Raw genomic sequence first — 21016 nt, forward strand, 5'->3', positions numbered from 1 at the left:
TGAAATTGCAGACGATCTGCCATTTATCGCAAACAGACAGGTTGGCTGGAAAGGGAAAAAAGCCAATATGGAGATCGGGGAAACATCCGTGATCATAACGCGAACAGCAAAACCGAAGCGGAAAGACAAGAGCACCGGACGGCGAGTGAAAGTTCAGCCAGGCGTAGCTCTGACACTCAGATTAGTTGTGGTTCGCCTTACCAATACTCACGGTAAATTTATCGGACGCTGGACGCTGCTCACAAACGTTAGCAACGAGCTCACCAGCGCGGAAGTCGCTCGCTGGTATTACTGGCGCTGGGGTATTGAATCCTTTTTTAAGCTGCTGAAAGGTGCCGGTCATGATGTAGAAAAATGGCTTGAGCGTAGTGCTGGTGCCCTGCTACGCAGGTTATTGATAGCTAGCATGGCATGTGTGCTGGTATGGCGGCTGCAACGCGCTGAAGGAGACGACAATGCGGCAGCCCGTCAGTTAATTTGCCGATTATCCGGACGACAACAAAAACGAGGGCGTAAAGAAAGCGCCCCAGCGCTGCTTGCCGGACTATCCATCCTGCTAAATACCTTGACGTTATTAGCAGACTATACCCCGGAAGAACTTGCCCACTTCGCTATGGTGGTTTTTAACCCTTTATGATGTGTAGATACCTATGGCTTCAGGCGCTAGAGGCGTTCGGTGGGACATGGGGATCACCGCTATCCGCAGATAAGCCGGAGGTGGCAGTCAAACTGGGCCAACCTGTCGACATTCTTCTCGTACCCGCAGGAACTTCGCAAGGTAATCTATACGACGAACGCTATAGAATCACTGAACAGCGTGCTCCGGCATGCAATCAAGAAACGCAAGGTGTTCCCGACTGATGACTCGGTGAAGAAGGTCGTATGGCTGGCAATCCAGGCGGCATCACAGAAATGGACGATGCCCTTACAGGACTGGCGTATGGCAATGAGTCGCTTTATTATCGAGTTCGGTGACCGCCTTGACGGTCACTTCTGAGAAAAGGCATTTACACAAAATCTTAAACAGGCTCGAGATTTTGTTCTCAGTCCATATGGTGTAATCAAAATTAAGTCGCTTGGCTATAAATGATATAGAAAAAATGCACACTTTGGTGACCGCAGAGAAATTTGATGAAGCGGCCGTCAGAAAACAGATTTCGCAGATGATGCAAGCACAGGTTGAACGCCAGATAGAAATGACACGTGTGCGCAATCAAATATATAACCTGCTGAATTCTTAGAAAAAATACTTCTTGAACAGCGTTATCAACAGCGAATGAACGAGATGCGGCAGCAGTTATCCCAAGCTGAAGCCTCCATGTCCCCCTGTGGTGCGCTGAAAAGTGAACCAAATCCCTGAGTAACCCTGTAGTGAGTAGTGATAGTAGTAAGAAGTTGATTTCCTTGCCATAGACACCATCCCTGTCTTTTGCCCGTCATGATGACGGGCTTAATGAGATGGTCACCCCCACCCTGTGAGCGGTACGCTAACAGAGTGTTTTTCTTTCTGAAGGGGATCATCATGCAAAACGTTACGCTTATTGGTATAGCCAACCGACTTAAAAATGATTACAGACAATGCCAAGATATGTGGCAAAAAAATACAGCTAATTGTTATCAAAATAATGTCGCTTGGCTATATCATGAACAACTTTCACGTCCCTGCCGGACTACTGGTTAACTTCCTCTTCTGGCAGAAGACGCCCGACTGGGGGCATTTCGCGCTGGGGTCTCTGATTATCTTTGCGGCTTTCTGGGTACACCAGCGCTGGGTCGTGCAGCATCCCGCACGAACGGCAGATGCGAACACGCGTGCTGGCGGGCAGAACGAATAAAGGCTTCAAGTACCGGCTGGCTCTGCTCTCCATCGCGTACCGCAGCGTACAGTCGGCTCCACAATCCTTCACCCAGCGTTTCACCACCAAACCCTGACGCTCAAAACTTTCCACTACCCAGTGTGGCAGCGCGGCAATACCCATGCGTGCCGCCACCATCTGAATTAGCAATAGGGTGTTATAGCTAAACGACTTAATTTTGATCACATTATTTAAATGAGCTATTCAATTGATTTTAGACGTAAAGTGATATCTACACGGGAAGAAGAAGGGTTGAGTATCCGAGAAACAGCGAAGCAATTTCGGATTGGCCCTGCCTCTGTATCGCGTTGGATTAATCAAATAGCGTCAAAAGCATCGACCACGCCTCAGCGAAAGAGCGATAAATCCGAGTTGATAAAAGATGTTGAACCATATCCAGATGCTTACCAAAAAGAACGTGCAGAGCGTTTTGGCGTTTGTCAGAAGGCCATTTGGCAAGCTCTTAAAAAGCTGGGATTGACCTATAAAAAAAACTCTACGTCATCCAAAAGCCGACGAAAGCGCCCCGCAAGCATTTCAACAAAAAAACAACAGTATGAAAAAGAAGGTAAACCTATTGTTTTTACTGATGAAAGTGGTTTTCCACACGATACCCCACGGACTCACGGCTATTCCCCAAAAGGTCAACGGTGTTTTGGCCTGAAGAACGGGGGAGCCAAGGGAAGAACAAATGTTATCGGCGCGTTATTAGGCACAACGCTGTTTGCTATCGGATTATTTGATATCAATATTAACAGCGATGTTTTCTATTCCTGGGTCACACAAGTCCTTATCCCAGTACTCCCTAAAAACAGGGTAATCGTGATGGACAATGCAACTTTTCACAAAAAACATAATATTCAACAAGTCATCATCGATGCAGGGTATATGGTGGAGTATTTGCCTACATATTCGCCAGATCTTAACCTCATTGCGCATAAATGGGCACAAGCAAAAAGCAAAAAAAGAGAGAGTGGTTGCGATACAGAGATTTTGTTCTCAGTCCATATGGTGTAATCAAAATTAAGTCGTTTAGCTATATCCACGCTCTTTAACGTTGGACTGATGCCTGCCGGTTGCAGGAAATGACGCCAGATGTCCAAGCGCTGGCGCTGAACCGGATAGATCATCAGGAGCTCATCGGCGAGATCCTCCGCTGAAATCGTCTCTTTGCTCGCTAATGCATGGTCTGGTGCGTAAAAAGTTTTCCCGCACTCAGCTGATTCATTTTCTTGCATCCTGCAAGGCGGCGACCGTGGTGATGGAGTCCTGCGGCGGTGCACACTTCATGGCTCGCAGAGTCGCTGATTTAGGCCATGAGGCAAAGTTGATTTCCCACAGTTCGTTCGCCCTTTTGTTAAGAGTATAGCCAAGCGACATTATTTTGATAACAATTAGCTGTATTTTTTTCCACATATCATGGCATTGGCTGTAATCATTTTTAAGTCGGTTGGCTATACCGTTGATGAAGTCGCCCATGAAGACCCGCCGGATGTGCTCAACATCACGGCACGTAGCGCAGATTTTCGTGATGAATTTAATGTCAAGCGTGAGGTGTCCTGGCACGATGTGACTGTTGAGCGTGTGGTGTCTGCTATCGCGCACCGTTGCGGGCTGAAAGCGCAAATCAGCGACATGCTGATGAACATTGACATTGACCACGCCGACCAGACACAAGAAAGCAATATGTCGTTTTTAACCCGAATGCCAGAAATGCTGGGCGCGATTGCCACGGTTAAAAACGGAGCATTGCTGTTTATCCTGCCCGGTGGTGGGGTAACGGCATCCGGCAAGGCGTTATAGAAAACCGACTTAAAAATGATTACAGCCAATGCCATGATATGTGGAAAAAAATACAGCTAATTGTTATCAAAATAATGTCGCTTGGCTATATTTCACGCGCGGAACATGTGATTGATGGCAGCAGTTTTACCACACGTCTGGAGCTGGAAGCGAAAATATCTGACTGGATTGCAGAAAGTGAATAGAATAACCGTGAGTTCAACTCCCGCAGGGGAGATCATTATGTTCACGTGTCCATTTTGCGGTGCAGTAGCCCGCACCCCTACCAGTCGCCGCCTAAGCGAAATGACTATCCGCCAGTATCATCAGTGTCAAAATCTGGAATGCAGCGAAACCTTTACCACGCTTAACACCGTAGAACACCGGGTATCAAAGCGTGCGCGAGAGGAGCCCTTGCCGCCTGACTTTATCCCGCAGGATGCGTTTCCGGCATCGCATTATGTGTATTAGTCGCGACTAGATCTGACACTGGACCTTGAAAGGTTGAGAGTTACCGGTTTTGATATGGGTGTCTAATCCTTAAACAAAACGCGAGGTAACTCTCATGCTTCATACTAACAATCCCATTATCAAACACAAAGCCGGCCTGCTCAATCTCGCCGAAGAACTCGGTAACGTATCAAAAGCCTGCAAGAGCATGGGCGTGTCACGCGATACATTTTACCGTTATCAGGAACTGGCTGCTGAAGGCGGCATTGATGCGCTGGTTAACCAGAACCGCCGGGTTTCGAACCTGAAGAACCGCGCCGACGAAGCCACTGAACGCACGGTTGTTGATTATGCTATTGAGTTCCCGCCCCATGGGCCATAGGTATAGCCAACCGACTTAAAAATGATTACAACAGATACCCTGATATGCGGCAAAAAAGCATAGCTGGCTGTTATCAAAATAATGTCGGTTTGCTATATCTGCGAAGCAGCTTCCCGGCCCTCCATACGCTTTGTAAAACCCCGCACGGAAGACCAGCAGGCAATGTGGCTGCCCTACATCGGGTCCGTGGCTCGCTGATACGGCAACGCGTTAAAACCACCAACCAGATGCACGCTTTTTTACTGGAGTTCGGTGTCAGTCTGCCTCGCGGTATTGCCGTGATACGGCGTCTGGCCGCGGTGCTGGAAGAAAATGATTTCCCACCTTATCTGGCAAGGCTTCTGAGCAGACTTCACAGCCAGTATATTTACCTCAACGGGGAAATTGATGAAACCGATAAGGAACTGAAAACCCACCTTGCGGAGGATGAAACTGCCCAACGTCTGCTGACCATTCCCGGCGTCGGGCCGATAACAGCGAGCCTGTTAGCCACACCCCTGGGGGATGGTAAAAACCATGCCAGCAGCCGTGATTTTGCGGCTTCGACAGGGCTGGTTCCCCGTCAGTACAGCACGGGTGGGAAGACGACACTGATGGGCATCAGCAAGCGGGGTGACAAGAATCTGCGACGGCGGCTGGTGCAATGCGCGCGGGTGTTTATGCAGCGGCTGGAACACAACCCAGGGCGTCTGGCAGAGTGGGTTACAAAGCAGCTTGTCAGCCTCACTCGAATGTGGTGGCGTGTGCGCTGGCGAACAAACTTGCGCGGATAGCCTGGGCGGTGACAGTCCATCAGGCGGCGTTCAGCAAATAAAAGAGCCACCGAAAAAAATCGCTGGCTCAGTGAGTTAACAGATTACTTTCTGGTTTTGCGACGACAGATAATTGATGACATGAACGGCATATCGGCCTGCTGATGAACCTGACATAAAAAATGGCTCTATGAAGCCGAGGGCTTCTTAAGGTTCGGCAGGCGTGGAACTCATCGTGGCGCGGGCATTAATGCCCACCAGACGCCGAATAGATTTACGCAAGCCCATCATAAATCAAAATCTGTGTTGCAAAAACGGGGGTGACCATAGATTTTTTTTGCTGTTTTTTAGGAAAAGGCTTTCAAAAACAGTGGGGTGTTAGGGAACGAAACGCCATATAAAACCATTAAATTCATCCCTCTAAACAGTGATTATGCTTGCGTTGGCACCTAAAATCCGCGCTGTTCTTCGATTAACGGCTTAAAAAAAGTACCACGGCTCGCCTCGATTCAGCGTAAAATGTGATCTGCTTTACAGATTTTGGTCGGTGTAGGCGCTGCCTTTGGCGTAGCCCGGCCATTTTTCTGTTCACGTGCAGCGTTCGATGCCGCTTCCTGCGGCGCGACGCGCTGCCGATTTTCTTTCTACGTTGTTGATATCTGGTAGTGTGCAGCCCATGACCCTTTCATCCCGTTCGATAGCATGGTTTCGTGTTATCAGTCTCGCTATGGCGGCCTTTATTTTTAATACCGCTGAATTTACGCCCGTTGCCTTGTTGTCCGATATTGCCGTCAGTTTTTCGATGAGCGCCGCACAGCTCGGGTTGATTATCACGATTTATGCCTGGGTGGTGGGCACCATGTCGTTGCCCTTTATGCTGGCATGCAGTGATATGGAACGGCGGGGACTGCTGATCAATGTGTTTATCCTGTTCGCCGTGTGCAACGTCATTTCTAGTTTGGCCTGGAATTTCTGGGTGCTGGTGGCGGCACGTATCGGTGTGGCGTTGGCACATGCCATTTTCTGGTCAATTACAGCCTCGTTGGCGGTGCGTTTGGCACCGCCGGGCAAGAAAGCGCAGGCGCTGAGCCTGTTGGCAACCGGCACCGCGCTGGCAATGGTACTGGGCCTGCCACTCGGTCGTCTAATCGGGCAGTACATGGGGTGGCGCGTCACCTTCAGCGGTATTGGCGTGGTGGCTGTTGTAATTCTGCTGGTGTTGATGAAACTGTTGCCTCCGTTGCCCAGCAGCCATTCTGGTTCGCTGAAAAGCCTGCCATTGCTGCTTAAGCGCCCGGCGCTGCTGTGTATTTATGCACTGACGGTGCTGGTGGTGACGGCCCATTTTACCGCTTACAGCTATATCGAACCTTTCGTGCAGCGGGTCGCCGGATTAAGCGAAAATTTCACCACCGTATTGCTGCTGATTTTTGGCGGTGCCGGTATCATCGGCAGCATGCTTTTCAGCCGCTACAGCAATCGCTATCCAGCGGGCTTTCTGGTGGCGAGCATCGTGGCATTGCCGTTGTGCATGGCGCTGTTGTTTCCAATGACCAATAATCCATTGGGATTGTCCATCGTCTGTGTGCTGTGGGGCATCGTTATCATGGCGCTGAGCCTTGGCATGCAGGTAAAAGTCCTGACGCTGGCTTCTGATGCTACGGATGTTGCCATGGCATTGTTCTCCGGCATCTATAATCTGGGTATCGGCGGTGGTGCGTTGCTGGGCAACCAGATCATCACGCATGTCGGCATGAATGAGATTGGTTTTGTGGGGGCTTCACTGGGTGGCATTGCGCTGCTGTGGTGCCTGTTCATTTTTCAGCGCTATGCGCTCGTGTTTAGCCATGCTGTCATGAAGTAATGTCATGATTGGATAACATGCTTTGTTGAGGCGAGGTGCGTGATGGATTTGCAGTATGCACATTGGATAACGCGCACCGCAGTGGTTGCGACAGCCGTGGCGCTGCTGTTATTTATAGTCAAGCGACTTAATTTTGATTACACCATATAGCCAAGCGACATTATTTTGATAACAATTAGCTGTATTTTTTTGCCACATATCAGGACATTAGCTGTAATCATTTTTAAGTCGGTTTGCTATATGGATTGAGAACAAAATCTCTGTATCGCAACCACTCTCTCTTTTTTTGCTTTTTGCTTGTGCCCATTTATGCTCAATGGGGTTAAGATCTGGCGAATATGTAGGCAAATGCTCCACCATATACCCTGCATCGATGATGACTTGTTGAATATTATGTTTTTTGTGAAAAGCTGCATTGTCCATCACGATTACCCTGTTTTTAGGGAGTACTGGGATAAGGACTTGTGTGACCCAGGAATAGAAAACATCGCTGTTAATATTGATATCAAATAATCCGATAGCAAACAGCGTTGTGCCTAATAACGCGCCGATAACATTTGTTCTTCCCTTGGCTCCCCCGTTCTTCAGGCCAAAACACCGTTGACCTTTTGGGGAATAGCCGTGAGTCCGTGGGGTATCGTGTGGAAAACCACTTTCATCAATAAAAACAACAGGCTTAGCTTCTTTTTCATACTGTTGTATTTTTTGTTGAAATGCTTGCCGGGCGCTTTCGTCGGCTTTCGGATGACGTAGCGTTTTTTTATAGGTCAATCCCAGCTTTTTAAGAGCTTGCCAAATGGCCTTCTGACAAACGCCAAAACGCTCTGCACGTTCTTTTTGGTAAGCATCTGGATATGGTTCAACATCTTTTATCAACTCGGATTTATCGCTCTTTCGCTGACGCGTGGTCGATGCTTTTGACGCTATTTGATTAATCCAACGCGATACAGAGGCAGGGCCAATCCGAAATTGCTTCGCTGTTTCTCGGATACTCAACCCTTCTTCTTCCCGTGTAGATATCACTTTACGTCTAAAATCAATTGAATAGCTCATTTAAATAATGTAATCAAAATTAAGTCGTTTGGCTATACCGCCGTAGCCGGTGCGCTGTTGGTAGGATTGCTTAGCTCCAGCGTGATGCGCAACATTGTGCAAACGCCTGTGCTGACCCCTGAAATTCAGGCACAGGTGAATCTCGATAATATTAACTTTATCAGTAATGATCGCCTGCTCACCGTGCTGTCGCAAACCACGACAACGCCAGAACAAGTGGCTGAAGCGGTGCGCGTCAACGAGGAATCGCGCCTGAAAGCGCTGAAGTTTGGTATGCTGATCATGGCCTTCTTGTCCATGATGGCGATCATCCCGGCAGGCCGACTGCCTTGCTATAGCTAAGCGACATTATTTTGATAACAATTAGCTGTATTTTTTTGCCACATATCAGGGCATTGGCTGTAATCATTTTTAAGTCGGTTGGCTATATCTACCCGGTGAACTTCCTGCGGATAATCTGGATCAAGAGCCAACCAAATAGATTAATATCGGCGCCTCCCTTCATCTTCGACGCAAGCCGGAGATCTCTGCGAAAAAAACGCATCTCTTCTGCAAGAGATTCCCCGCTTTCGCGGGAATGACAGAGGTGGGCGGGAATGGCTGTTTGATGCTCCGGTGACTACCGGAGCCTTTTGGTGATAGAGAAACCGGCTTAACGGACCGACGGTATCTGCTGAGTAATGCAGTGAATGTTGCCACCGCCTAACAGAATTTCGCGCGCAGGCACGCCTACAATGGCGTAATCTGGGAACATCTGTTGCAGCAGGTCACGCGCCGTATCATCGGTATGCGCATCCAGTAACGGGAAGATAATTTGCTGATTGCTGATCAGAAAATTTACGTAAGAACCCGCCAGACGCGAACCGGCTAAACGTTCAATCGCATCACCCGATGCGACACCCGCCGCTTCCTCTTCCGTGGCATAGAGCGGACCCGGCGCAGGCAGCTTCCAGATCTTCAGAGGACGCCCTTGGGCATCCCGAGCCTGGGATAAAACCTGATACGCCGCGACAGAGCGCGCATACTGCGGATCGTTTTCATCATCCGTCCAGTGCAACGCCACTTCACCGGGGCGCACAAAACAGCACATGTTATCGATGTGGCCGTCGGTTTCGTCGTTATACACCCCTTCTTCCAACCAGATAATGGTGGAAATATTGAGGTAGTCACGCATCAACTGCTCAATCTCAGCCTCACTCAGATGAGGGTTGCGGTTCGGATTCAGCAAGCATTCTGCCGTGGTCAACAGCGTGCCTTCTCCATCAACGTGAATAGAGCCGCCTTCCAGAATCAGCGGTGCCGCATAGCGTGCATCACCGTGGTGCGCCAACACCTGCTGCGCGACTTGTTCATCCTGTCGCCAGTCGTCGTACAACCCGCCCAACTCGCCGCCCCAAGCGTTAAACTGGCAGTCGATACCCCGGCGCTCACCGTTACCGTTTAGCACCACGATCGGTCCAGTATCACGCATCCAAGCATCATCGCTTTCCATCGCAACCATCGTCACCGTTGCAGGCATCAGGCTACGCGCCTGCGCCATCTGCTGCGCTGGCACGCCCATGATCACCTGCGTCTTCTGACCAATCGCCTGTGCCACTGCGGCAAACGTCTGCTGCGCAGGCAAGGCATTATTACGCCAGTTATCCAACCGGTAGGGCCAGATCATCCACACCGCATCATGAGGTGCCCATTCGGCAGGCATAAAAAAGCCATCCTGACGCGGCGTCGAAGTGAGAGTCGAAGGTGACATCGATTATCTCCGGGTCTTGCCGTCAGAAGTGCCGAGCGCTGTGTACATCTCCGGGCGACGGTCGCGGAACAGCCCCCAACTGGCGCGTTGCGCGGCGATCGCTTCCAGATCGAAGGTGTGCACCAGCACCGCTTCATCCGTTTTGTTCGCCTGCGCCAACAGCGCACCGGTTTGATCGGCAACGAAAGAAGAGCCGTAGAAGGTCATTTCCAGCCCATCGATATATTTGCTCGCTTCAGTCCCAATACGGTTAGAGGCAATCACCGGCACCAGATTGGCAGCCGCGTGGCCCTGTTGCACGCGCGTCCAGTGTGGCTGGCTGTCGATATCCGGATAGGCCGGTTCAGAACCGATAGCGGTAGGGTAGAAAATCAGCTCTGCGCCCTGCAACGCGAGGCTGCGCGCGGTTTCCGGGAACCACTGGTCCCAGCAGATGCCCACACCCACTTTAGCGTAACGCGTCTGCCACACCTTGAAGCCGGTATCGCCAGGGATAAAGAACTGCTTTTCCTGATACGCCGGACCATTGGGAATGTGCGTTTTACGGTACACATCCAGCACGCTACCGTCGGAGTCAATCATCACCAACGAGTTGTAATAGGCATTATTGGCGCGCTCAAAGAAGCTCAGCGGCAATACCACCTCAAGCTCAGCCGCCAGTGCGGAGAAGTGTTTGATAAGCGGGCTGGTTTCCAGCGTTTGTGCCAGAGCATAGTGCTCGGGACTCTGATCGATACAGAAGTAAGGCGCGGCGAACAGCTCCTGAATCAGGATTATTTGAGCACCCTTGGCGTGCGCCTGTCGCACCAGTTTTTCGGCATTCTCAATATTCTTGGGCAGATCCCAGGAACACGCCATCTGCGTTGCGGCAACGGTCACTTTTGTCATGCGAAGACCTCTATTATTATCTCTCTATTACGCTGGCTCAATGCCAGCACTACCCGTTTAAGTGTATGACGCTATTATGGCTTACGCAGCACTCGCTGTACACGCGACTGCTCCCAGCGCTGCCAACGATCGCGCAGCCAGAACACCTTCACGGCATTCAGCGCCAGAAAACTGCCCCAGATTAGCAGCGGCCACAGGAACCAGTGGGAGCCTGGCGATGTCATTCGGTTCACCACGAACAGCACCAGATTGACCACAACATAAACCACAAGCGAGCGCCAGAAACGGCTCTCTTGCCGCACCTGACGTTTCGCTGCCTGAACGCGCAGCTCAAGCGATTCTCCGCTCAGGGTTTGCTCACTCTCTTCCGTCATCAACTCGGTATAGCCAAGCTATATTATTTTGATAACAATTAGCTGTATTTTTTTGCCACATATCAGGGCATTGACTGTAATCATTTTTAAGTCGGTTGGCTATAACATTCACGCCAAACGCTGCGCGATGGCACCGAGAGTATCCAAACTGGCACGCTCACCATTCTCGATACGCTGAACGGTTCTGACGCTTAAGGAGGAGAGTTCCGCCAGTTACTCCTAGGACCAGGCGCGGGCAAGGCGTAATGTTTTAATCGGATTGGTCTTCATGCTGGTTTTCCTCATGGCTGTTTTTTCAACGCTATTTTTTAAAGAAATAAAAAACACAGCCTCAACCTACGCCCGCTTAGCTGCCGCGAACACGACAGCGACCTGACAGACTGCCACATCAAGAAAAAAAACCACCCTCTCGTCATACGGCGGGATGGCTTTTATTGCGAAAGAATACAGGCACCAGATTTAGAACAGCTTTCTCGCCGTCTCCAGCCAATCACGCTTGAAGGGCCGTTTCATGTTCTCAATGGCATCGATGATATCGTGGTGCACCATTTTTTCGTTCTGAATACCGACGCAGCGACCGCCGTAGCCTTGCAGCAGCAGTTCAATAGAATACGCGCCCATACGCGACGCCAAAATACGGTCATAAGCTACCGGGGAGCCGCCACGTTGAATGTGGCCCAGCACCGTAGAACGCGTTTCACGCCCGGTTTCTCTTTCAATATAGCGTGCCAGTTCGTCGATATCGCAGATGTGCTCAGTAATGGCGACAATGGCGTGTTTTTTCCCTTTAGCGATGCCTGCTTTGATTTCACACACCAGATCTTCCGATTTAAACTCTTCTTCCGGTAACACAATAAATTCGCAGCCCCCGGCAATCGCCGCGGCCAGCGTCAGATCGCCGCAGTGGCGTCCCATCACTTCCACGATGGAAATACGTTGGTGAGAAGAAGAGGTATCGCGTAAACGGTCAATGGCTTCCAGTGCGGTTTCCAGTGCGGTGAAATACCCAATGGTGTAGTCGGTGCCTGCCACATCGTTATCGATGGTGCCCGGCAGGCCAGTACACGGAAAGCCCATTTCAGTCAAGCGCTTGGCCCCCATGTAAGAACCGTCACCGCCGATCACCACCAGGGCATCCAGACCACGGTTTTTCATGTTCTGTACCGCGACTTCACGTACGTGATCGTCGCGAAACTCGGGGAAACGCGCCGATCCTAAAAAGGTGCCGCCGCGGTTGATAACATCAGACACGCTGTAGCGGTCCAACTGCTCCATGCGATCCTGGTACAAGCCCTGATAGCCATCATAGATACCGTAGACTTCCAAACCTTCCGTCAGCGCCGCGCGTACTACGCCGCGAATCGCCGCATTCATGCCTGGCGCATCGCCACCGCTCGTCAATACTCCGATTTTCTTGATCATGACAACCTCTGGACTTGTAGATGTAGTTTTACAGGATGTTTCTATCGAACGGGCCGCCGTGGCGAACCATCGCTCACCTTTTTAGGCATATTATAGCCAAGCGACATTATTTTGATAACAATTAGCTGTATTTTTTTGCCACATATCAGGGCATTGGCTGTAATCATTTTTAAGTCGTTTTGCTATATTACTGGCGCTGGGGTATTGAATCCTTTTTTAAGCTGCTGAAAGGTGCCGGTCATGATGTAGAAAAATGGCTTCAGCGCAGTGCTGGTGCCCTGCTACGCAGGTTATTGATAGCTAGCATGGCATGTGTGCTGGTATGGCGGCTGCAACGCGCTGAAGGAGACGACAATGCGGCAGCCCGTCAGTTAATTTGCCGATTATCCGGACGACAACAAAAACGAGGGCGTAAAGAAAGCGCCCCAGCGCTGCTTGCCGGACTATCCATCCTGCTAAATACCTTGACGTTATTAGCAGACTATACCCAATAAACCTCAAGATGCAGGTTTGAGCACCTGAAAACAATCGTGAATTCTGGACGTCAGCGAGTCCGCTATTTCTTATTGGTGAAAAAATTGAATATTGCATCCCGAAAATCGCGGGTGTTTTCAAAATAGCGATTATTCCGTGTATGCTCATTCATCACTTTCCGCAGGCGTTCTATCGCGTTCAGATTCGGACTGTAAGGCGGTAAATAGTGAAGCTCTATGTTCACGACAAAGGCCCAATCCTTAATCAATTGGGTTCGGTGATAACCCGCACCGTCCAGTATTACATGGATTCTCTGTCGGTAATCAGGGTAACGTTTGCGTATCTCAATGAAAAAACGAGCAATGTTGTAGTCATTAATTGTTTTGTAATCGTGAATAACCGTACCGCCGATATCGCTCAGATTCAGCGCACCCAGTATATTCAGACGGGTTCGACTTCCCGTTGTTTTAACTGACTTTTTATGCCCTTTTCGTATCCATCCATAACTGAGCTTTGTGGCTTGTGTCGGATGAACCGCATCGATAAACAGAATCGCCTCATTGCCGGCTGTTTTCTTTAAATTCTCATAATATTCAATGAAATGCTTCTGATTTTCTTCACTGAATTTATGGGGTACGCCCGCCGGTTTTTTGTAGGAGAAACCATGACGGTGCAACCACTTGTTCATGCCGGGAATACTGAATCGGATAGCCCAGCGATGTTCGACATAAGCCACGATGTCGTGGGTATGATGGAAGAGATGTTGAGATAATTAGCTGATTAAGAGCGCAGTCTTTTCAGCACAAAGCCGACTTGCAGACCCACCGTTTTCAGGTTTAAGTTTGCGAGTGTTGACGTAATCGTTGATATGTTGGTTTACCGTCGTTTCGTGCAGACGCAGAGCTTGCGCAATCATCGCAGAGCTCCAGCCTTCGGAGGCCAGCAGGACGGCTTTGATGCGATCACAAACACGCTTATCACGACTGGTGTCATGAAGGTGTTCGAGTTCGGCTTTTTGCTTGTCGGTAATAAATATCTTCATAGTGGGTGAGCATGATCTCCTTACCGCGTAAAATCAAGCATCTTCAATGATCACGGGTATATACCCCGGAAGAACTTGCCCACTTCGCTATGGTGGTTTTTAACCCTTTATGATGTGTAGATACCTATGCTGAATAAAGCGAGGATGCCAACGCGACAGAAGCTGCATTTGCTCAATCACTACCTGTAACCGCTCAGCCACATTGATACTGGCAAAATAGGTTTCAGGTGAAACAAAACGCTGCGGGAACGCTGGCGAAAACACAGCAGTAAGAAGCTCTATCGCTAACAGTTTGCCGCTGGTGCGGTAAATAGGCTGAAAGTTATAGCGTCTTTGACAGTGATGCCAATACTGGCGTTCAAAAGCTGCCGCATCCCCAAGTTCAGAAGGCAGTGCCTGTATAACCCCTAAATTCCCCTGCTGCCCGATACATTTTGTCATAAGACCTGATGTGATACGTTGTTAGCCTGCTTATACTTAGAAAAATGGATATCGGCAAAGCCACAGAAAACTTTATTCATTATTTGGCTTACTACGCTATTTTATGCGAGAGATATCGGGGAAAGAGAGTGCTCCGTTACGCCGTTACGAGTATAATCCGCAGCTAGTTTTGCAAGGTATAAAGAAATGGCATTACTGATCACCCCTAAATGCATTAACTGCGACATGTGCGAGCCATGCTTTAAAATCATTATAAAACAATAAATTGAATTTATGTGTTACTTTTTGCGTTGCGCTAGATAACACATAAATTTCGCATCAATAAGCCACCGTAACACAAAACTCTACTACCGCGCTTGCGACTCTCCCTCTTCAAGACAACCATTATAACCCCTATAATCCCGGAAAGGGTTGACCGCCAAAATAACAAGAGTTATTACAACTCCATTAAAACAACACAGAGAGCCGGAGGATGGATAGCAGAAATGCAATAGCAATGAGGCTTTGTTGAATAAATAGATTTTATGCTGGCAGCCCAGTGAAACGACGGATCCTCACAACGTAAAATCATGCAGTTAGGCCTCATGAGAAAACTGTACACCTGAGATGACAAGCATTTTCAACCAAAACTGGCATGGAAAAACAGCATGATTACCTATTATTCAACAAAGCCTAGCAATGATAGAAGCCGATGGGTGGTTCTGGTGGGAACTAAATTAAAAGATTAATATATTGATATTATTTCTGCTAATCACTCGCAAGCATTTATAGCCGATTCTAACACTTTCTCGTAGCCTATACGCTGGTGACGTTCTGCACGTAGCGCCCGCATCTGCTGATCGATAGGTGCACCGATTTTTAACTGCTCTACAGCGAAAGCCGGTTTTGATACCTCGGCAGTTTTACACGGTACCGGCACAGGAACTTTAACCTCGACATAAACAGGATAAGGGCGCGGCGTTTCACCACAACCCGCCAGCACCAAAACACCCACCAGAATTACGCGATTCATTTCGAACGCTCCCGCCGTAGCTCATCATCAAATGCCGCTGACGCCGCCGCGCATGCTTCACCCATGGTTTGTTCAGACAGAACGGCATTCGCAGCGGCATACTCCGTTTGTGCCGATTTGCGGGCTTCCTCTTGTTTTGCTTTTGCACTGGCTTCTCGCAGGTCGGCTAAAAGTTTTAATGCCGCCACGCCGTTGTTTTGGGCTGATATCGCCGCATCCTGCTGGCGCTTCTCCGTTTTGCAGGTTGTCAGCAGCCCATTGAGGTTATCAATGGTGGGTTGGTAGTGGCGCGCCGCCAGCCAGGCACCCGCGCCGACGATGGACGCCAGCGCTAACAGGAAAACAACAAGTCGCGTAGCCGTGTTCATTTATCCAGCCCCCAGCAGGTTAATGCAGATTCCTGCTCGCGCCGTTCAATCTGCCCGTAACAGTTGTTTGAGCGGATACGGCAATCTTTCCCACCGTCCCAAATCCAGCGCTTAATTTCTTTACAGGCACCAATCAGATCGCCTGCATTTAATTTGCGGTAGAACGTTGATGTGAAGCAATTAGCCGGGCCGATATTCCACGGACAAAATGAGGCAATGCCGACTTTCTGAGGTTCGTTGAGCGGCACGCTAACGTTGCGCTCCACCCAATCGAGCGCCTTTTTCTGCTCTATGGCATCAACTTTTGCGCACTGCTCAGCGGTCAGCTTCATGCCCTTCACTACCGGCTTGCCATCTACCCGCGTTACACCACCGCAAATCGTCCATACACCACCACCATCTGGGTATGCAATTAAATGGTTGCCCTCTTTTTCATCAAGAAATCGGTCAAGAATAACCGATGCGGGAGCGCCGGCCAGTATGAGCCCGAGAATGACGGCACTTAGCCGCGTCTTTAAGGCACTCATTTCTGCTCTCTTAATGTTTTTTTCAGGTGGGAAATTATTTCGACAAGCACGTCAGGCTCTACGTTGTACTTACCATCGGCTATTTGTTCCAGAATGTCAGTTTGTCGCCGGGCTTCCGATGCGAGCGCCTTGTTTTTTCTGTCGTTTGAGCGATAGGTGTAGACCGTGAAGATTGCCGTAAAAACTGCACCCGCGGCAAAGATAATATCCTGTAGTGACAGCGCCGCCAGTACGCCCGTCAACCAGCCCCAAAAGTATGACCCTTTGTCATTCATTTGCATACGCATCCCGTGTCTGTTGGTAATGCGTATGCTCGACTGTTATGCGTTCGGTTTCCTGACTAAAGGTTGATTGTCTATGATGCCGTTTGCGACCTCAGCATCACTGGCGGCCTGAGTCTGGCGCTTCCGGCCACGCAATATCAGGCGCTGTGCTAACGTCGATACGGTTAAGCAGCACGCGGTATTTTTTCCACGCGACAAGCTGCGCCCTTTCTGCCTCCGTGGCCATATCGAGGTCTGCTGCATCCTGTAGCGGCTGAATTCGCGCATTCGCAACGGTCATCCGTGACGCTAATTCCTGCTTTGCCGCCTGCTGCGCCGCCTGGACTTCTGCTTTGTGCTGGGCCGCTTTGTCTGTTACCCATTCCTTTCCGTTCCAGGTATCAAATTCCGTTGCCGGAGCCAGTAGCGTTACCTTTTCGGGTAGCTCACCCATCGCCGCGACAGTCGAGGTTTCGCGTGTTCCGGTGTTGTAAACGGTTTTACCGCGATAATCAGGTACATGCTCCCAGTACAACCCGTCAAGGCTGCGCCGTAATGCCTGACCCGCGGCCGGCAACACCGGTTTATTGGGGTAACTGTGTGCGGGAAGGCCTACACCGGGCATGAGGTATTCCATGCTCGCGCTTTGGTATTCCCGTGTGTCCGGATGCACGCGATAAACCGTGATCCATCCCGCATTTTTACTCAGGCTGTTTTCGCCTAATTCGGCGGTTTCAATATCAGTAGAATAGTGGCTCATTATACGGCTCTCACAATGTAGTTAAAGGCAATGTTGCGCGGACGGTTTTCATTTGCGGTGGGTACGACCTTCGATATATCGAGTTCATACTGACACCCACCGGATCCAAGATCATTATTAGAGGGGAAACCGCCCTCTAATCGGGTAAATGCGCCTTCCCCCACCGACGATGAAGTGCCCTCTGCCCAAGCCAAACCATTATTTGCAAACTTCCCGGTGATGTTTCTAATCGCATCACCTTGCGCTGACAGTAATTTGCGGCCGGTATCGACTTTACGCCCATCATCCCAGCCACGAATAAATTCGCCGCGCAGGTCGGGCAGCTTGCCGGTGGGGTAGAGGGAGGCTAAAACCGGATAGGTTGTTTTGTTAAATGCTTGCCCGTTGCATTTCAACCACCCTGAAGGGGGAACTTCGCCCGGGAACGGCAACGGAATACCTGCCAGTTCATTGGCGGTGAGAACCTGCGCCCATGCAGACCAGGGCGCATGCCTCCAATCCCGACGACTGCGAATATAAAGCGGGGCATGAGCACCACTGGCACCGCTCCAGCCCATCAGCAATTCACCCTCCCCGCCAGACGATGCGCCTTTGAGATGAATGACATTACCGTAAGGGGTCGGATAACCATTGCGGTAGGCTTCATACAGCTGGATACCGGGCGTACCCTGATTATTGCCACTTAATGCCGGAACCCGGCCACGGGATACCAGCGTATTGACGCTGCCTACCGCTTTACGTATGGCGCTCAATGCCTGCTGCACCGTTTCGCTTTTACCGTCAGGTTGTTGACTGCCAATCTTTGTAGCACCGTTTGATTGTGCCAGTTCGGTCAACACATCGGCGGCAGTTCCCGTAGGTGGTAGTGCCGCAATGGGTGCCCCAGATGCATCAAAGGAAAGCAGCTTACCGGCCCGCGTTGCCGCATTAGGTATAGGGGAAATGACCGCTTCAGGCACTCGCAGGGCGCGATTGTTTGTCGCGTTGTTTAACGTTTCAATGTGCTGATTGGTTTTTCTATCCAGCGTATTTGCATAGCCTTTTGTGGCAGCATCCTGATCATTTACTGGGTCGGCAAGACTGGCAATGCGGTACCCTTTGGCACTGAATGGGCCACCAGAAACAGGCCGTAACAATGCAAAGCCGAGTGAAACAAAGCTTTGCTTTATCGCCATCCACAGGCGATCAAAATCGAGGTTAACGGTATCCGCCAATAAATCGCCATTATCCTGGTATTCCGTCAGGCGCACCGGCGCAACCACACGCTCAAGCATGACGATAACGTCATTTGCCGGGGGCGTTAAAAACGTCACCTCACCGCCGTTAACGTTGCCAATCCCTGTCACGGTAAACCCTGTAGAAACCGCCTCACCATCCAGCGACACGGTTAAATCTCCAGCATTGATCAGATAAAACTCATAGGGGAAAACGGTTGTTACGCCGTTTGCGGTGTAGACGTTGAAGGGGGTCTGATCGGGGACTGCCATACATTCGCCTTAATGGTCAGTATCGACCATGATTTCACCATCGTAGGGTTGCCAATTCTCCCGACTGGTGGCGTTCGGTTTCCCGACCAATTTACCGATACGCACCGGCGTTTGACTAATTGCCCCCGCGCCTGAGTCGATATAGTCATCAGGCTGATTGGCAACCGCTGGATTGAAATCGCGCATCTGGTCATACATGGGGCCGTCCAGCACGTCGCTGGGAGCCCACAGGAAACGAGAGGAAAGCGGAGCCTCGAACGCATCGAGAATGCGCTTTTGCTTGTTGGTAACGCTAAACGCTTCCTGAACGCCGCACCCGGTACCCTTCAATGCCTGACGCAGCAGTTTTCCGGCAAAACTGCCGGGGCCGTTCACCTCCACCACCACGCGGGGGATCTGATACTTGATCACCAGGTCGCGTATCTGCACCACCTGGCCGCCAATAATTTTGTCGTTATCATCGAACTGGGCCTGATCTCCGGTGAGTGCCTGACACACCTGCCAATACAAATGCCCACGCGCATCGGTCAGCATCAACGAAAAGGCGCTGGCATCTGCCTTAATTTTCCCGATGGCCGGATCCCACCAGGCGATCGCGCCGACGATTTGCATGCCGCCCAGCCACATAGAGCAACCGCCATTGGCATAGCGGATTTCAGGGTGCACAGCGTATTCACGAATGCGATCGGGATTGAGTCGCACATCACCCACCGGCTTGCTGTGTAGCTGATACTGGCTGTCCCATTCGTTGATGGTGCGCGTTTCGCGGCGGCGGCGTAGCATTTCGTCACGGGTAAACCGTTCCGGCCACTCGCACCCGGCGTAACAGTCGATCAGCATGTCAGGCGCTGCGGCAAAAACGATACCGTCAGCGATCAACCGATAATCGGTACCCTCCACCAACAGCCGCGCCCCGTGGTAAATCCCGGCAAAAACAAATTCCGGCCGGAACGGTAAGGCGTATTCCTTGTGCCTGGCGTCCTTTTCCTCGATACGGTATTCATGGTGAAACAGCTTGATGGTAAGACAGTCAGCGCCCAATTTTTCCACCTCGTCATAAAGGCTGTCATGAGTGTGCGGGGTACCGACATACAGCTTGCGCCCACCCGGTACCAGAATGTGCGTTTGCTCGCCGAGCCGGTACCGCAATTTTTCGCGCGCTTCCGGCGTCTGGATATTTCGCGGGACTTCCACGTCATCGTTTTGGCACTCGTCGGCGCGGGCAGAGGTGACGTTAGAAAGAATGCCCTTGGCGTGCATGCTGGCGTTTCGCCTATCTAACGCGCCATTTACCCACCATTGTTCTACTTTTCCCTGTCTGTCTGGCAGCATGCCGCGCGTCAAAGGATGGTTTCGGATGACGTTCTGTGTGTCGCGGCTGGTTTTATACGCGGTACCATCGGATTCAGACTGGTGCAAAATACGGTAGGTGTGGTCGCAGTAATACCGCCAGGCGTTATACACGGCGAGAATAGTGGATTTACCAAAGCCACGAAAGCAGCGGAGCACCGCCAAATCGCCGCGATGCTCCAGCCAGTTAACGGCGCGGTAATGACATTCCGGCACCGCCCACTTCATGCGCTCCGCCCACATGATGAAGAAGGCGACAAAGGAAATCATTTTTTCCCTTTCTGTAACCGCTCAATGATGGCCGCCGCTTCCCGTTCAGCGGCTGCAACCTTCTGACCTAAAGCAAAATCATCATCGTCACCCTCGGCTGTCGGGGTTCCGCCGCGCGTATGGATACCGATAAGGGTATGCACCTTGGTTAACAGCGTCAGTGTGGCCGCCGCGTTCTTCTTGAACCAGTAGCGATCGCCACGCTCCTGTTTGGTGTGCTTGTCGATGGCTTTACCTGCGCCGGGCCAGTTGTCAGGATCGGCTTCGATCAGCACGGCATCGGTGAGTTTGTCGCTCAGTACGGAAAGGCGGGTTTTGTGATCGTTGTGCATAAGAAAAAGCCCCATGATAAACATGAGGCTATGATGCTATGGGGGGGCGTTCGGTTTTCTGACTATATCTATCAGTGGAGGCTAAGAACCGCTTTTAATCCATCGGACAATCGGGCC

22 protein-coding genes and 10 pseudogenes are annotated in these 21016 nt (G+C 50.6%); 14 read left to right on the forward strand and 18 right to left on the reverse strand.

Translation table 11 applies throughout. The features are described from left to right. Nucleotides 1-67 precede the first annotated feature (67 nt). The 4 genes and pseudogenes from ACD630_RS06135 (at nucleotide 68) to ACD630_RS06150 (ending at nucleotide 1835) form a co-directional block, all read left to right on the forward strand. Entirely contained in the window at nucleotides 68-637 is a 570-nt protein-coding gene (locus tag ACD630_RS06135; RefSeq protein ID WP_430358447.1) for a hypothetical protein, read from the forward strand. Nucleotides 638-657: 20 nt separating this feature from the next. Next, a pseudogene (locus ACD630_RS06140) lies at nucleotides 658-997 on the forward strand (transposase); the annotation flags it as partial. 79 nt (nucleotides 998-1076) lie between these two features. After that, nucleotides 1077-1241, forward strand: coding sequence for a Spy/CpxP family protein refolding chaperone (locus ACD630_RS06145; protein ID WP_430358448.1), 165 nt, complete (start codon nucleotides 1077-1079; stop codon nucleotides 1239-1241). Nucleotides 1242-1565: 324 nt separating this feature from the next. Further along, nucleotides 1566-1835, forward strand: coding sequence for a hypothetical protein (locus ACD630_RS06150; RefSeq protein WP_430360131.1), 270 nt, complete (start codon nucleotides 1566-1568; stop codon nucleotides 1833-1835). On the opposite strand, the pseudogene ACD630_RS06155 reads toward ACD630_RS06150, so the two are convergent. Beyond that, a pseudogene (locus ACD630_RS06155) lies at nucleotides 1738-2015 on the reverse strand (LysR substrate-binding domain-containing protein); the annotation flags it as partial. The gene ACD630_RS06150 and the pseudogene ACD630_RS06155 sit on opposite strands and share 98 nt — an antisense overlap. Before the next feature lie 36 nt (nucleotides 2016-2051). On the opposite strand from ACD630_RS06155, the gene ACD630_RS06160 reads away from it, so the two are divergent. Beyond that, complete coding sequence (locus ACD630_RS06160) at nucleotides 2052-2873, forward strand: IS630 family transposase (RefSeq protein ID WP_430358449.1); 822 nt, start codon at nucleotides 2052-2054, stop codon at nucleotides 2871-2873. A gap of 23 nt (nucleotides 2874-2896) precedes the next feature. Here the strand turns inward: ACD630_RS06160 and ACD630_RS06165 are convergent. Beyond that, nucleotides 2897-3052: pseudogene (locus ACD630_RS06165) on the reverse strand (LysR substrate-binding domain-containing protein); the annotation flags it as partial. Between ACD630_RS06165 and ACD630_RS06170 the strand changes: the two are divergent. The 7 genes and pseudogenes from ACD630_RS06170 to ACD630_RS06200 form a co-directional block, all read left to right on the forward strand. Further along, a pseudogene (locus ACD630_RS06170) lies at nucleotides 3013-3221 on the forward strand (IS110 family transposase); the annotation flags it as partial. The pseudogenes ACD630_RS06165 and ACD630_RS06170 sit on opposite strands and share 40 nt — an antisense overlap. A gap of 54 nt (nucleotides 3222-3275) precedes the next feature. Then, nucleotides 3276-3656 (forward strand): annotated as a pseudogene (locus ACD630_RS06175) (phage late control D family protein); the annotation flags it as partial. A 41-nt stretch (nucleotides 3657-3697) separates the two neighbouring features. Beyond that, a complete protein-coding gene (locus ACD630_RS06180; protein WP_430358450.1) occupies nucleotides 3698-3844 on the forward strand; it encodes a hypothetical protein in 147 nt (48 codons plus the stop codon). Between the two features lie 37 nt (nucleotides 3845-3881). Next, nucleotides 3882-4109, forward strand: a complete 228-nt coding sequence (locus tag ACD630_RS06185; protein ID WP_430358451.1) for an ogr/Delta-like zinc finger family protein — start codon at nucleotides 3882-3884, stop codon at nucleotides 4107-4109. 94 nt (nucleotides 4110-4203) lie between these two features. Then, nucleotides 4204-4464 (forward strand): annotated as a pseudogene (locus tag ACD630_RS06190) (helix-turn-helix domain-containing protein); the annotation flags it as partial. 102 nt (nucleotides 4465-4566) lie between these two features. Further along, nucleotides 4567-5284: pseudogene (locus ACD630_RS06195) on the forward strand (IS110 family transposase); the annotation flags it as partial. A 614-nt stretch (nucleotides 5285-5898) separates the two neighbouring features. Next, entirely contained in the window at nucleotides 5899-7086 is a 1188-nt protein-coding gene (locus ACD630_RS06200) for a sugar transporter (RefSeq protein WP_430359925.1), read from the forward strand. Between the two features lie 207 nt (nucleotides 7087-7293). On the opposite strand, the gene ACD630_RS06205 is transcribed toward ACD630_RS06200, so the two are convergent. Continuing rightward, complete coding sequence (locus tag ACD630_RS06205; protein ID WP_430358452.1) at nucleotides 7294-8139, reverse strand: IS630 family transposase; 846 nt, start codon at nucleotides 8137-8139, stop codon at nucleotides 7294-7296. A 36-nt stretch (nucleotides 8140-8175) separates the two neighbouring features. Between ACD630_RS06205 and ACD630_RS06210 the strand changes: the two are divergent. Next, nucleotides 8176-8481: pseudogene (locus ACD630_RS06210) on the forward strand (MFS transporter); the annotation flags it as partial. A gap of 310 nt (nucleotides 8482-8791) precedes the next feature. Here the strand turns inward: ACD630_RS06210 and aguA are convergent. From aguA to ACD630_RS06235, 5 genes and pseudogenes are all read right to left on the reverse strand, one after another. Then, the gene (aguA, locus tag ACD630_RS06215) at nucleotides 8792-9889 is read right to left on the reverse strand and encodes an agmatine deiminase (protein ID WP_430358453.1); all 1098 of its coding nucleotides are present in this window, start codon (nucleotides 9887-9889) and stop codon (nucleotides 8792-8794) included. A gap of 3 nt (nucleotides 9890-9892) precedes the next feature. Beyond that, complete coding sequence (gene aguB / locus ACD630_RS06220; RefSeq protein ID WP_430358454.1) at nucleotides 9893-10777, reverse strand: N-carbamoylputrescine amidase; 885 nt, start codon at nucleotides 10775-10777, stop codon at nucleotides 9893-9895. A 74-nt stretch (nucleotides 10778-10851) separates the two neighbouring features. Next, a pseudogene (locus ACD630_RS06225) lies at nucleotides 10852-11364 on the reverse strand (2TM domain-containing protein). 246 nt (nucleotides 11365-11610) lie between these two features. Beyond that, nucleotides 11611-12573 carry a 6-phosphofructokinase gene (gene pfkA, locus ACD630_RS06230; protein ID WP_430358455.1) on the reverse strand — a complete coding sequence of 321 codons (963 nt, stop codon included), beginning with the start codon at nucleotides 12571-12573 and terminating at the stop codon, nucleotides 11611-11613. A 41-nt stretch (nucleotides 12574-12614) separates the two neighbouring features. Further along, on the reverse strand, nucleotides 12615-12740 hold the full coding sequence (locus tag ACD630_RS06235; protein ID WP_430358456.1) for a hypothetical protein: 126 nt from the start codon (nucleotides 12738-12740) through the stop codon (nucleotides 12615-12617). 12 nt (nucleotides 12741-12752) lie between these two features. Here ACD630_RS06235 and ACD630_RS06240 point away from each other — a divergent pair, with 12 nt between their 5' ends. Further along, entirely contained in the window at nucleotides 12753-13067 is a 315-nt protein-coding gene (locus tag ACD630_RS06240) for a hypothetical protein (protein WP_430358457.1), read from the forward strand. A 3-nt stretch (nucleotides 13068-13070) separates the two neighbouring features. On the opposite strand, the pseudogene ACD630_RS06245 reads toward ACD630_RS06240, so the two are convergent. The 10 genes and pseudogenes from ACD630_RS06245 to ACD630_RS06290 all read right to left on the reverse strand — a co-directional run bounded on the left by ACD630_RS06245 (nucleotide 13071) and on the right by ACD630_RS06290 (nucleotide 20899). Further along, nucleotides 13071-14089: pseudogene (locus tag ACD630_RS06245) on the reverse strand (IS630 family transposase). A 99-nt stretch (nucleotides 14090-14188) separates the two neighbouring features. Then, nucleotides 14189-14530, reverse strand: coding sequence for a hypothetical protein (locus tag ACD630_RS06250; protein ID WP_430358458.1), 342 nt, complete (start codon nucleotides 14528-14530; stop codon nucleotides 14189-14191). Nucleotides 14531-15281: 751 nt separating this feature from the next. Continuing rightward, a complete protein-coding gene (locus tag ACD630_RS06255; protein ID WP_430358459.1) occupies nucleotides 15282-15542 on the reverse strand; it encodes a hypothetical protein in 261 nt (86 codons plus the stop codon). Next, on the reverse strand, nucleotides 15539-15910 hold the full coding sequence (locus ACD630_RS06260) for a hypothetical protein (RefSeq protein ID WP_430358460.1): 372 nt from the start codon (nucleotides 15908-15910) through the stop codon (nucleotides 15539-15541). The genes ACD630_RS06255 and ACD630_RS06260 overlap by 4 nt, the downstream gene beginning before the upstream one ends. Continuing rightward, a complete protein-coding gene (locus ACD630_RS06265) occupies nucleotides 15907-16437 on the reverse strand; it encodes a lysozyme (protein ID WP_430358461.1) in 531 nt (176 codons plus the stop codon). Before ACD630_RS06265 ends, ACD630_RS06260 begins: the two co-directional genes overlap by 4 nt. Next, nucleotides 16434-16712 carry a hypothetical protein gene (locus ACD630_RS06270; protein WP_430358462.1) on the reverse strand — a complete coding sequence of 93 codons (279 nt, stop codon included), beginning with the start codon at nucleotides 16710-16712 and terminating at the stop codon, nucleotides 16434-16436. Before ACD630_RS06270 ends, ACD630_RS06265 begins: the two co-directional genes overlap by 4 nt. 106 nt (nucleotides 16713-16818) lie before the next feature. Further along, nucleotides 16819-17460, reverse strand: a complete 642-nt coding sequence (locus ACD630_RS06275; protein WP_430358463.1) for a tail fiber assembly protein — start codon at nucleotides 17458-17460, stop codon at nucleotides 16819-16821. Next, entirely contained in the window at nucleotides 17460-18947 is a 1488-nt protein-coding gene (locus ACD630_RS06280) for a phage tail fiber protein (RefSeq protein WP_430358464.1), read from the reverse strand. Before ACD630_RS06280 ends, ACD630_RS06275 begins: the two co-directional genes overlap by 1 nt. A gap of 9 nt (nucleotides 18948-18956) precedes the next feature. After that, a complete protein-coding gene (terL, locus tag ACD630_RS06285; protein ID WP_430358465.1) occupies nucleotides 18957-20567 on the reverse strand; it encodes a phage terminase large subunit in 1611 nt (536 codons plus the stop codon). Further along, on the reverse strand, nucleotides 20564-20899 hold the full coding sequence (locus ACD630_RS06290) for a hypothetical protein (RefSeq protein ID WP_430358466.1): 336 nt from the start codon (nucleotides 20897-20899) through the stop codon (nucleotides 20564-20566). The genes terL and ACD630_RS06290 overlap by 4 nt, the downstream gene beginning before the upstream one ends. Nucleotides 20900-21016 lie beyond the last annotated feature (117 nt).

The sequence above is a fragment of the Symbiopectobacterium sp. RP genome, from assembly GCF_050472005.1.
GTDB lineage: Bacteria > Pseudomonadota > Gammaproteobacteria > Enterobacterales > Enterobacteriaceae > Symbiopectobacterium.